General features: G+C 37.4%; 15 protein-coding genes. 1 reads left to right on the plus strand and 14 read right to left on the minus strand.

The annotated features are described in order from the left end of the window. Positions 1-642: 642 nt before the first annotated feature. From M3223_RS12020 to M3223_RS12060, 10 genes are all read right to left on the minus strand, one after another. Positions 643-1050: a GNAT family N-acetyltransferase gene (locus M3223_RS12020; RefSeq protein WP_251561668.1), complete on the minus strand. Its 408-nt coding sequence runs from the start codon at positions 1048-1050 to the stop codon at positions 643-645. 21 nt (positions 1051-1071) lie between these two features. Continuing rightward, entirely contained in the window at positions 1072-1497 is a 426-nt protein-coding gene (locus M3223_RS12025; protein ID WP_251561670.1) for a hypothetical protein, read from the minus strand. Positions 1498-1546: 49 nt separating this feature from the next. Further along, positions 1547-2164, minus strand: a complete 618-nt coding sequence (locus M3223_RS12030) for an HAD hydrolase family protein (protein WP_353057692.1) — start codon at positions 2162-2164, stop codon at positions 1547-1549. Continuing rightward, a complete protein-coding gene (locus M3223_RS24490) occupies positions 2109-2327 on the minus strand; it encodes an HAD hydrolase family protein (RefSeq protein ID WP_353057693.1) in 219 nt (72 codons plus the stop codon). Before M3223_RS24490 ends, M3223_RS12030 begins: the two co-directional genes overlap by 56 nt. A gap of 70 nt (positions 2328-2397) precedes the next feature. Next, the gene (locus M3223_RS12035) at positions 2398-2850 is read right to left on the minus strand and encodes a DUF1572 family protein (protein ID WP_251561673.1); all 453 of its coding nucleotides are present in this window, start codon (positions 2848-2850) and stop codon (positions 2398-2400) included. Then, positions 2847-3188, minus strand: coding sequence for an NUDIX domain-containing protein (locus M3223_RS12040; protein WP_251561675.1), 342 nt, complete (start codon positions 3186-3188; stop codon positions 2847-2849). Before M3223_RS12040 ends, M3223_RS12035 begins: the two co-directional genes overlap by 4 nt. Positions 3189-3294: 106 nt before the next feature. Then, on the minus strand, positions 3295-3648 hold the full coding sequence (locus M3223_RS12045) for a hypothetical protein (protein ID WP_251561678.1): 354 nt from the start codon (positions 3646-3648) through the stop codon (positions 3295-3297). Positions 3649-3682: 34 nt separating this feature from the next. Continuing rightward, complete coding sequence (locus M3223_RS12050) at positions 3683-4153, minus strand: NUDIX hydrolase (protein ID WP_251561680.1); 471 nt, start codon at positions 4151-4153, stop codon at positions 3683-3685. 179 nt (positions 4154-4332) lie between these two features. After that, positions 4333-5247 carry an NADP-dependent oxidoreductase gene (locus M3223_RS12055; RefSeq protein WP_251561682.1) on the minus strand — a complete coding sequence of 305 codons (915 nt, stop codon included), beginning with the start codon at positions 5245-5247 and terminating at the stop codon, positions 4333-4335. Between the two features lie 13 nt (positions 5248-5260). After that, a complete protein-coding gene (locus M3223_RS12060) occupies positions 5261-6634 on the minus strand; it encodes an MFS transporter (protein ID WP_251561684.1) in 1374 nt (457 codons plus the stop codon). Between the two features lie 145 nt (positions 6635-6779). On the opposite strand from M3223_RS12060, the gene M3223_RS12065 reads away from it, so the two are divergent. Then, positions 6780-7643, plus strand: a complete 864-nt coding sequence (locus tag M3223_RS12065) for a LysR family transcriptional regulator (RefSeq protein WP_251561686.1) — start codon at positions 6780-6782, stop codon at positions 7641-7643. An 849-nt stretch (positions 7644-8492) separates the two neighbouring features. Here the strand turns inward: M3223_RS12065 and M3223_RS12070 are convergent. The 4 genes from M3223_RS12070 to M3223_RS12085 all read right to left on the minus strand — a co-directional run bounded on the left by M3223_RS12070 (position 8493) and on the right by M3223_RS12085 (position 11989). Further along, positions 8493-9212, minus strand: coding sequence for a hypothetical protein (locus tag M3223_RS12070; RefSeq protein ID WP_251561688.1), 720 nt, complete (start codon positions 9210-9212; stop codon positions 8493-8495). Between the two features lie 290 nt (positions 9213-9502). Continuing rightward, complete coding sequence (locus tag M3223_RS12075) at positions 9503-10252, minus strand: toll/interleukin-1 receptor domain-containing protein (RefSeq protein WP_251561690.1); 750 nt, start codon at positions 10250-10252, stop codon at positions 9503-9505. Between the two features lie 54 nt (positions 10253-10306). Beyond that, positions 10307-11194, minus strand: a complete 888-nt coding sequence (locus M3223_RS12080) for a toll/interleukin-1 receptor domain-containing protein (protein ID WP_251561693.1) — start codon at positions 11192-11194, stop codon at positions 10307-10309. A gap of 33 nt (positions 11195-11227) precedes the next feature. Next, a complete protein-coding gene (locus tag M3223_RS12085; protein WP_251561695.1) occupies positions 11228-11989 on the minus strand; it encodes a hypothetical protein in 762 nt (253 codons plus the stop codon). Positions 11990-12589: the final 600 nt, after the last annotated feature.

Genomic DNA, 12589 nt, shown 5'->3' on the forward strand with positions numbered 1-12589 from the left:
ATACCCTTTATTTGGAAGATTATCACAATGTCGAATTTTTGGACAATATTATTTTCGTAATATGGTATCATTTGCCTATGCCATTTGTATAACACCAAGTCAGTCTTATAGCTGACCCAGTTGTCCGTAATACTATCAAAAGGATAAGACAAAATGTTCATCCTCTCTCATAAAAATATTAACCAGCACCGGGTATAAGTAACTCTCCTCCTAAAATCTCTCTTTGTTCTGTTGATACCATTTTTTTAACGTCTCACTAAATGTAAAATGTTTAGTTCTGAACCTATTCAAATTTTTTGGATTTGTGTTTTTTATTCCCATATCAAAGTGTTCATCTAATTCATTTATTATAAATTCATAAATCTCTTCGATTGATTTATTTTGTTTTAAAAGGTTAATTAAATGAACGGAAATGCAATCATATTCATCTTTAGGAGCACCGCCAGATATAAGTTCAATCGGGTCCCATTCGTTAACTAATACTTCTATTTCATGATAAAAATCAACGTTTTTATTTTTGACTTCTTATATCTCTTCACGTTCTAAATGTCTCCACATGCAAATTTCCCCCTGCTATTTCAGTAAAAGTTGTAGACTTCTAATAATAAGTTGACATTGGCCTGCCCCCAGAATAAATCTACTTTATATAAGCTTTTTAGTCAGGATTATTTCGAGCGGTTCATTCTCGAGTAATAAACAACCGGCATCCTTATATTCAAGCTTCCTGTAAAAATATTGAGCTGCTTCATTCGATAGTGTAGAGGTCATGACCATTTTGAATCCTTTTTGCTTCATGGATTCTTCCCATTGGAGTACAGCTTTTTTACCAATTCCAGTCCCTCTAAACTCTTCATCAATCCAAATCATATTCATAAAAGGAGTGTTGTCCCAAAAAAATCCATACCGAATCCAGCCTATTTCTTTATTCGATTTTCTAATTATCATAATTTCATTTGCATTAATTTTTTGCAGTATAAGTGTCTCATGAATATGTTGATCTCTAGCCAGGATGTACTCGTAATCTGATTCAGTCGCAAAATCTATCTGCACCTTAGATCCTCCCAAGAAAAACTATTCAAATATCCACCTTTCCCCATATCTCCTTATCCGTTCTTTATTCTCTGGCTTTTCTTTGATTGCTTCATCATAAATATCTGTTGTTTTACCTCTAATAGTAAAGATTCCATTTACCGCTCTATACCAAGCTACAGCTTTTTTATTGTCCATCATATAATCAATCTTATAAAATTTATTTGGGTAAATGCCTCCTGTATCCTTTCTGCTGTTCATAGTATCTAAAAATGGACTTTTTTCTAATTCTACTTTTTGAATGTTTAAAACCTTACCTCCTTTTGCACTAATAATACGTTTAATTTCATTTTTCGCCATATGATTAGTTACTAACGTTGAAATTGTCAAAAATATAATTCCAAATATTAAACATGAAACAACAATGATTCCAACGGTTTTAGAACCTGTTTTTCGAAATATAGACATATATCTACCTCAATTTATTCTATGTTCGCTTTGTTTTCTAATTAAGAATTTAGCTGCAAAGCCGCTCCAAAACTAACGCGACTCCATCATGATCATTTGATTCTGTAATTTCTGCTGCTATCTGCTTTAATTCTTCTATAGCATTGCCCATCGCGACTGCCCATCCGCAAGATTGGAATAAACCGATGTCATTAACATCATCACCAAAAACCATAACTCCTTCGAGCGGAATGTTCATTGCCTTACACAACATTTCCAATGTTTTCTCCTTTGAAGCCGTGGGCGATGATAGCTGTATAAGGCTCCCATTGTCTGTAGAAAGAATATTCAGCTTCTGTTTAAACTTTTCCTGAAACGAAATCATCTCCAAGTTTCCCGTGAACAGAATTTTTGACGCGTTAATCTGTTTTAGTTCATCCAATGTTTTTACGATAGGGCGCTCCTTGACTCTCATAAGAGCCGTATAGTCATACTCCTTTAAGCTCAACCATTGATCTTGTACTTCTATACTTAAGTCGAGGTCGGGATTACAGCTAAGACAGTATTCTAGTACTTCAGATGTAATTTGAGACTCTATCGGTATATGAATGTTTATCCCTGTATGTATGCAGTTAGTGTAAGCACCATTGTAGTAGATAAATGAGCCTATTTTGAACAAATACATCATCTAAAAACGACTTCACCGCCCTTGGAGGACGTGCGGTTGCAAAAATAAATTTCATTCCATTTCTTGAGCAATTCATAATGGCATTATAATTTCTCTCTGATACTTGTTTCGTTGAATTGAGGAGTGTTCCATTTAAATCCACTACGATTATTGGAAATTTCATTGCAATCTCCTCTCTGTAAATGCTCAATTTTTCTTCGGTATAGATGTTGTGACATAATCACTGTTTCTCATCATCTTTCCAATATAAAAATCTGTCCCATATGCTCTGAAAAATGAGTTGCACACTGGAAAAGTACATCTAGATGAGTTCTCTCCTTGTTTCGTACTAACTGCATTTTGAACCAATCTTCCTTGTTCATGCTCTTTACTGTTTCGATTATTTGCTTAAACGATAGTCTGGTTATCTGGATTAATTCTCCCTTTGTTTTATAAAGAACTTTAAACTCTTCATCTCGATGCCTAGTAACCTCTAGTTTTTGAATACCGTTTAGAATTCGTTCGTTGACATTCCCACTGATGTGTACGACTAGGTTCGCTATACTATTACTTGATTCATTAGGATACCAATTAACTTCGGCATCGTTCAGCTGATCTAATACGAGAATTATTCTTTTTTGAATTTCGTCGAATTTCATTATTAAAAGTTCTCTTATCTCTTCCATCTTCATCACCCGGCCATTCAAAATTTAAATTCTCCAATATGATTAATAAAATCTATTCTGTATTTCTTAAAAGACTGCTTGTTTTTTAACTGAATCCAATCCTCATACATTTTGTAATAAATTTCGCCATAATCCAATCCATCTGGAAGTGCGTCACAAAGCTTTATTTCTTGAATTTCATATTCTGGTAACGGGCCGATCTCTTCTATATTTGCATAAAAGTTCATTCCGTAACTTCCGTTCATAAAATAGATTCCATATGGAGTTAGCTCAAATTTAATGGCGCCGGTTTCTTCATATAGTTCTCGACAAGCGGCACGAATCAGCTGCTCGCCTTCCTCGCGCTTCCCTCCAGGCATTATATTCGGTAATCATGACAACATATTTAATCATTTCAAAGTTTACTTCATTTAAGCTAAAACTTTTTATCTCCATTGAGAACTCCTTTGACAATCACAATAAATTTCAATCCTTCTTGCCCTTATTAAATTCACTCTCGGTTAAATACTTCTCAAGTTCCTTCTCAAGTTCATCTTCTATCTCCTCATCCATTCTGGTGCGAACCTCAGAACCTTCATCTGCATTATTATATTTTTCTAAATTCTTTTGATTTTCTTTTTGTATCTTCTCATCTTCTCTTAATAACCCTAGTTTTTCTCTAATCATTTTTAAATCTTCATAAATCTCTTTGTTTTTCTGAAATGTACTCAGCACCATTCCAAACAAAATAATAATCAAAACAATTACTCCGTATTGACCTAGAAAGAAACCAGAAAGAAACAAAATAAATACTGCAAGTATCATTCCTATGATTACCATATTTCCCCCTATTGGTATAATGGCTTAATACTTTTCATCGAGCACCTCTTAGGATTTGTTCCAGTCTTGGCCCCATCTCTTTCATTTTTTCCTTGATGAACGGTTGAGTACTCTCAGGCAACTCAGTTAAACTGTAAAACTTAGCTTCTACAACTTCATCTCCGTCTGCTTTTAATTCTCCTGTATATTCCGTACATAAGTAGCCTACAACAACGTTATAATACTCATGTCCATTTTTTAATTTTGCATATAGCTCTTTACCTGAATAAACGCCTAATAGTTGAAGCGGTCCTAAATTAATGTTTATTTCTTCTTTTGCTTCCCTTCTAATGCAATCTTCAACCGACTCTCCGAGCTCCATTAAACCTCCGGGAATTCCCCAAGCCCCATCCTGATACTTAACTAATAAAATTTGACGATTATTATTTACTATTACGACACTTGGTCTTACTAAAATTAAAGGCTGGCTGCCGACTATTTCTCTAAGCTCTTCAATATATCCCATGGAATACACCTCTTCAGTTATCCATTTTCAATCCCCCTCATGTTACAATATATTTCCACCTATTCCAATTCATTATCTAAAGCAAAAGAGACCTGCGAGCAAGAAAGCTCTGCCAGGGTCTCTTCGTTAATTTAATAGTGCTATTCAATCAAATCGGCCTACTTTTAGACAACCCATACTTAGCTAATAGTCAAAACAATCTTCCCTCTTCCATGCCTGGTCTCGATCAGCCTGTGCGCTGCTTCAACCTGTTCAAGCGGGAATGTCTGGCGGATTGTCGTGCGAAGCTTGCCGTTGGCATGAAGTTCGGCAAGCTCGGCAAGTCTCGCTGCAGAACGTACTCCGCGAACAGCCGGAATGCCAAGTTCCTCAATGATGTCGTATGCGACAAACGTGCATATTCGCTTTCTATCCGCCACCAATTCAACGGATGCACGGACACCTGCTTCGCCCGCCGTATCAAAAGCCGCATCGACGCCGTCCGGCGCAAGCGCGCGCACTCTCTCGACCAGTCCCTCTCCGTAGGTTACTGGAATCGCCCCCAATGAGCGAACATAATCATGGTTGCCCTCGCTCGCCGTTCCAATAACTGTTTTTGCTCCCCATAATTTTGCAAGCTGCACAGCATAAGAGCCAAGCGAACCGGCAGCGCCGTGGATGATAACCGTATCGCCAGGACCGACTCCGATCGCTTTAAGCGCGATATAAGCTCCTTGACCGTTACCTGTCAATCCCCCTGCCACTTCCCAAGGCATGCTCTCCGGCTTCCTCACAATTTGATCCGCTCCAACAACGACATATTCGGCATAACAATTCAACAGGTTAAAACCGAGCACTTCGCTTCCGATCGCAAATTCCGTGACACCTTCGCCTACCTGATCAATAATGCCAGCAAACTCGTTTCCAATGATTTGCGGCAGTTGAATCGTTACGCCCGGCGGTGTCCAGCCGCCTCTCACTCCGCAATCGTAATGCTGTACGCCCGCCGTTTTGACGCGGACCCTCACTTGACCCGGCCCTACCTGCGGATCCGGAACCGATATCACCTTCATCACTTCAGGTCCGCCAATCTCGCAAAATACAGCTGCTTTCATATCAATCTCCTCCTTATTTTGACCGCTGGTAGACTCCAACGCTTTTTCCAAACTTATACCGATAGAGCAGTACAATAAATCCATTCAAAAACCCTAAAACAAGGTATAGGTTGCTGTAAACAGATGCATTTGGATCTGTAATCATAAAATTCCACTGTACGCCAGCCCCCTGATCGGCGATTTTCCCGTATACATTTGCAGACACGGCGCCAGCTATGAAGTTGGACATCGCCAGCATGCCCATCCCTATGCCAATCTGTTCTTTCGGCAGTGTTCTTGATATCAGGTTAGATAAAGCCATGAAGAGGAATGACTGTCCCACCACCCCAAAAATCAGAAACGCAGCGATTACGGCCGGGGAGTGCTCGACGAATGCGGACATGCAGGCAAAGCACAATAACAGCAGCGCGGAAGCGGAATAAAATAGAAACGGTATGCCTTTAACATCGGCGAGCCAGCCGCCCTTCCGGCCCAACAATGCTGCTGTCACCGCCGCTGGCAGCATAACTAACCCTGTCATGCCGGAGTCCAGGTCATGAATCGCCTTCAAAAGCTGAGGTGTCAAAAAATAAAGCGAATAACCGATTCCGGTTGCAAGAAAAGCCAACGCCAGCCCTAATGAATACCTTTTATTTTGAATCAGACCTAAGGGTAAAAACGGCTCTGCTGCGGTGCGGATTCGTATGAACAGCAGAATGATTAGGATCAAACAGCCGATGGCTGTCAACCAGGACTCGTACGTAATCGCGAGCAGGAATAATACCGCCGCCCCGGCAAGCAACCCGCCTCCAAGCCAATCGATGCGGCCGCCCTTCCTTTCCTGATCCTGCAGAAATCGGCGGTAATACGGCAGCGCGGCTAAGGTCAGTACCGGCATAACAAACAGCCAGCGCCAATGCAGCGTGCTAACGACCAAAGCGGCAGCGACCGGACCAATCGCGCTGCCAATGGCCATGCCGGTCATCGCAATTCCAAGAGCTCGCCCGCGATGCTCTTCCGGAAAGTAACGTACGGGAATGATTCCGGCCGCTGCTGGAATTACTGCCGCCCCAGCCGCTTGAACCATTCTGCCGAGCAGCACCATCCAATAATCTTGAGCGAACAGTCCGAACATGGAACCAAGAGCTAGCAGGGTCAAGCCTACCGTCAATACATTTTTCAGCCTGTACCTATCCGCCAGCTTTCCGTAAATCACAGTTCCAATGGCATAAACCAGCAGATATCCGGATGTCACCCAGCTGACTTGAGCAATGGATAGCTGGAACTGTTCGGCGATATCGGGCAACACAATGTTGAACATGGTTGCGCTCATCACGGAGATGACCAGCGTAAAAGCGAGAACGTAGATGATTTTTCCGCTTGGCTGCCGCTCGGTTTGTAGCTTCACATCTCCAGCCTTCTTTCTTTGCATCGGCTCTTACCTGGAAGTTTTTGCTTGCTTAACGTTAGTTTATAGCTCACAATCAATAAATAAAAATACATCTTTGAATATATAACTCATTCCATTGAGTATATAAGGGGAGGAACCGTCCGTGGAGATGCTGCAATTAAGGTATTTTCAAAAAGTGGCCCGCATGGAGCATATTACAAAAGCGGCGCAGGAGCTGCGAATCGCACAGCCCGCGTTAAGCAAAACGATTGCCCGGCTTGAAGAGGACCTTGGAGTTCCGCTTTTTGACCGCATCGGCAAACAAATCAAGCTGAACTCGCTTGGCAAAATATTTCTGGATAAAGTCGACGTAGCGCTTGAGCTGCTTGAAGAGGGGCGGCGCGAGGTGGCGGATTTGGGGGGCTTGGAGTATGGGAGCATCCGTCTTGCCATGACAACGCTGGATCGTTTATCGGAGCCGCTTGGCGAGTTTTTAACGCTGTATCCCAACGTCAACCTGCAAATTACGCAAACATCGACGGCGGAAATGGCGCGTTTGCTGGATGCCGGAGGAATTGATATCGGGTTTTCGGCATTGCCGATTGAGCTCTCTGGGATAGCTTCAGCAATCGTTCTGAAGGAGGATGTGTATCTGGCCGTTCCACTCGATCACCGCTTTGCCCAACGCGACTCGATTCATCTTAAGGAAGTCGGGGATGACCCGTTTATCGGCTATAAGGAAGGGCATGTGATGAATCATTTAAACGATGTCTTTTTCCGTAAAGCAGGCATTTCACCGAAATTTGTCTGCCAAGTCGATGAGCCCGGAGCAATCGTCAGCCTCGTTCGCACCGGTCTTGGCGTAGCTTTGTTCGGCTGCAAGGGCGGTGAAGATGCCGGTTATAAGCTGCTTCGCATCGAGTCACCGGCTTGTTACCGGAGTTACCGCGTTTATTGGTCGGAAAAGCGTTATTTTTCGCTCGCGGCCCGCAAGTTTTTAACTTTTCTTGAGGAATATTTTAAATAAGCAAATAAGACTGCATGGAGCCTCTAGCTCTGTGCGGTCTTATGTAAAAACAATAAGGCGAAAATTCATGTTATTTTCCATAATGTGTTCCCCAGGGGCTAGTTCCATCAATATCGTCAATTTTAATACTGGATTTCTGACCACTAATATATTTTGGAATTTAAACTATTCCTCGCTCGATAGTTTAATGCGCGCTCTCTAACCCTAAAGCAGCTTGATGCTTCTCCCAATCGTTTCCCATCTTTCTATTCTCTCCTCTAATGTCGTGAATTCGATCTTACCTTTGTACATTTCTCTTAGTCTTATATCCGTATGTATCTTCTTTCCCATTGCTGACTCTAAAGCCGATCCCACAATTCCTGTGCCTGCAAATGCCCACGTTTATTCAATGGAATATAACTTTGACTTTGTGCGCGTTTTCAGTGTTCCATATTGTAAAGCCATGCCTAATGAGGCTGATTGGGGATATGCTAAAATCCTCCCTTTCTAGTTGATTGCATTGTCTTTATAAGTCTTCAATGTTTGTAAGTACGATTACAATGCGGGCATATTAAATTCATTGTGACTTTGTATTTCTCAACACACCTTATTTTCCCAGGGTATTCAACAGATTGATCAAGCTTTTCCTAGTACTATTATCATAATTTGAGCAATACCTTATCTAGCTATATATACAATCAATAGAATAATCATAACGATTGTAAATCCTAGCCAAAAGATTGACCGGCTCATGATTTCCTTCACATTTGTTCAGTATGCCGTGTACCAATTTCTTTTAAGCTCCTTAGTTCCATAACACAAGTTGCCTTATGTAAGCCTAGATATATTTTACTGCTGTCTATAATAGTCCTACTTCTTTAAAACTTCCATCATACTTATTTTATTAGTTGGAATAATTCTTAAACTCCCTTTCTTATCTTGGCCTATTATCATATCCTTATTAATTTCCAACAAAAGTAATTCAATATGACTTTTGTTTTCTAAATTAATTCTAATTACATTCACATTAAGATCACCATTTTGATAATTCAACAATTTTATTTCTTGCGAATATTCCCCGAAATGAAAAACGAAGATAAGTAGCGAAATAATTAGAAACAAGAAACAAATAAATACATTAGGGTTTAGAAAACAAGTATACTTATTCAAACTTTTAAATACTTTAATTTGAACCAAACAGTATACACTTAACAAAATCATCATTATATTATCAGACAAAGGGTATGTAAAATTAGTGAATATCAATATTACAAAATTGAGAATGAAAAAGCTAAATAAAACAGGCGATTTTATTAACCAAACAATTTTTTTATCAATCCAATTATAGAGCAGTAAACTCAAACAAAATATTGGTGCTATTAAGGCTATTAGAATATATAATCCTTTAAACAAATAAGTTTCAATACTCACAGAAAATGCTATGAAGTTAGGATCGTTAATAATAGAAAATCCATGAGAGCTACTATAAATGCCTTGCACATAAATAAAACCAAAAAAATATGAAACAAGCGGAAGTACGATTATTATCTCTTTATATCTAGTTAGAATATCTATTGGTTTATCACTCAAATATTTATCTCCTCTCATTTTAAAGTCTTGATCTGGAAACAGCCAACATCAAGATATCTTAATACCCATCATCACAACTTAAGTATAAGAATCTTCTATAAATCTGCGAACAAAAAAGAAATCCAGTTTATCCTTACCGGACTGGCTGAATTTCAAATAAAATACAATCGATTTCCTTTTAGTAAAAGCGCATATGTTCTTTGTCTGATCCCTGACTGTATTGACTTGAATTTAACAAACTCTGTAGTAAGCGCTCCAATTCAAATTTAAATCATATCCTACCTTTACTTTTATCGCCAATATTCAAGAGATATAAGTAATTCTCTAAGTCCCTTTTCATAATCGTCTCTGAAGTCTGCATATTTTTTGGTCTTTAAAAGTTCAGGAATTTTACAGTCTTCAAGTAAAACAGGAAGAATCTTAACTTTCTTTTCATTAATTTCGTCCCAATATTTACTCTGCCATTCTTGTTCAACCCACAGGGATTCAAGAGAATTCTTAGAGAGTAGGACTAGAACAAAGTCGCTATCCATTAAGGCATTAGATATACTTCCTGGAATTGATTCACCTATTTTTATCTGCCACTCATCCAACCAAGGGCAATGTCCCGCTTCCACTAAATCTGTTGCAAGCAACCTAGCCATTGGCTTATCTAATGAAGAATGAGAAATAAATATTTTTTTACCTGTACCTTCACTCATAAATCTAGCCTTAAAATACTTATCCGAAAATAGTGATTCAATATAAATAAATTCTGTAAGTAAATCCACCTTAGATTTTTCAGATATTTTTGTTTTTAAATATTTCATTTCAAACATTTTTTTTTGAATATCCCCCTGCCTTTTATATAGATCTTCAGTTGTAATTTCTCTTAGACTATCCATAGGAATTTCATATTCTCTTGAGTAAAGCGGATGACCTATGCTGACAAAACCAATATGTTGATCATGCTCGTCTACTTCATCATCGTCAAAATAACCAATTCGACCTTTAAATTTCCCTTTTGTAACGAATACCGAACAACCATAATATAGTGCCAAGAAATGCATCTCCTTTACACAATTCATTTTATTGGTTTATTTTAATTTAATGCTTTAAATTTTATCTCCTTTGTACCAATTAAATTTTTTTACCATCTCTATGGCTGCTTCATATATTTCATTGCCTCTTGAAAATCGTTCTGTAAAATAAACTGGCTTACCATTAGAAATACCGTAAGCCGAAAGTGAATCTTCTAAATATCTCCATAGATATTCATCACAGGAATTCACTGAGTTTCCAATAAACTTTTCATAATCACTTGCTTTAAGGTTATTGGGATTAGATTCGTTCTTAAAGCTAACTTTATACGCATTAGTGACGCCATCTAATTTAAATGAAATAAATCTTCTTTCTTGCTTATAAGAGTTATAAAAAGAAATAGAATATTCATTAGCTGTGCCACCAACCCATGCAGACCATTTATAATCATATGCCCTGTCCACTAATGTAGTTACTAAATGTTCAAATTCTCTAATTTTAAATTTCTTCCAATTAACTTTCTTTTTTGAAGTAAACTTTCTCCAGTTATCCTGTGTTATAGCTTCCGATTCATCAACGCCAAATATTCCAGCTAGTTCACTGAAGCCTGCCTGATATTCCCCTCTGAAATCTGCATATCTCCGATCTGCCAAGAAATAAGGCATACAACATTCTCTGTACAAAATCGGAAGAATAAAAACTTTCCTCGTTTGCAATTGTTTCACCCAAGCTGCTCCCAGTTCGCTTTTAACCCATTCGGAATTTAGCGCTTCTGGTGATAATACTATCCCTAGAAATTCGTTTTCTCTAATTCCTTCCTCAATCTTCCATGTAATAGAATCACCAATTCTTATCTCCCATTTATCGAACCAAACATTAATTCCCAATCTTTTCAAATCTCTTGCAAGTTTTTCAACAAAAGGTTTATCAATACTGGTATGACTAAGAAATATACTGGTCATAGATAGCTCCTTAATACAAAAATACATTTTATATTATTTTTTGTGTTTATTATTTTCTTCTTTCTTTATATTTAGTACCCTATTAAAGAAAATATATTTACCATTTGTAATATCAAAAAGATAAACTGATCTTGGATAAATATTATCGTCAGGATCTTCGGAAAGAACTAAAGTTGATTGATTTAAAGAATAAAGAATGTGGAGATGCCTTTGATTTATATCTTCCGGAGTAGGTGATAGGACATAACCCCATTTCTTTTTATTAATTCCCTGTAAAAACAAGCTTGCTTTCATTAGACCATAAGCAATAGAAATAAAGAAAATTGTACACCTCAACACTTCAACTATTATTTCATTTTTATTCAAGTGTTCACTGAATATGCTATGTAAAAAGATAGAATACATACACATGTTTATGAATACCGCAAAAAAAATTAAATGTTCACTTTTTTTCTTTGAAATTTCAAATGAATAGATGTTGCGCTTGTCTTTTTTCCACTTATATAAAACCAGAGTAGCTATTGAAAGGAGAGATATAATATACATTATGAAAAGCAACAAAATTACATATCCACTATATTTATACTCAATAAAACTGCTATACATTGCTGAAAAAACGACACCATAGCCAATAAAAATGAGAGAAATTAACAGAATAAAAAATACGCTATGAATTAGCTTTTGAGATTTCGGCATAAATATTTTATCAAAATTATTAGATGTAAAAACTTTGGAAGTTAATTTTATTACAACAATCAAAGTTGTACTTAAAATAATTTTTATAATCAAATCCATAGTTCTCACTCTCTCTAAAATAAGAAATTAATATCAAAAACTATGATTATTGATTCTCCTACTTAAATAAATTTTTAAACCGAATAAGTCCCATTACATATTTAAACTACGATGTCCTCGTCTATCTCGACAACAAATTAAAACAATCTTTTCTATTATATAAAAATTTTCTAATTTTGGAAACAGAAAAATATCGATAATCCTTAATTTTATTATCAATAATACAGGTTAAAAGAATTATAAATATTTATGAAACCCAATTTTAATGTAGTGAAATAAAGAGTGCCTCTCTATATTATAGTGAACTGTGACCCGCAAGGAGGTCACTTTTTTCAAAGTGTCTTTCTTACGGGTCACAGTTCACTCACGGCCTAAAGGTGCTTTTATTTATCTGTCTATAACTAGGGTCACTGTTCATAGTCTCATTCTAACTCCATTTAATTACTATTAGTCGGATTTTAAATCCTTAGGAAGGGAGAAGATTCATTCAGAACTTCATCTTTATCATTAACTCCAAAAAAGTTAGTTGCATATTTAAAGTTATCGAGTTATACTGTCACTATTCCAGTCACACTTTAATTCTAAGGAGAGATTATTTCA

This window comes from Paenibacillus pasadenensis (genome assembly GCF_023715725.1).
GTDB lineage: Bacteria > Bacillota > Bacilli > Paenibacillales > Paenibacillaceae > Paenibacillus_O > Paenibacillus_O pasadenensis_A.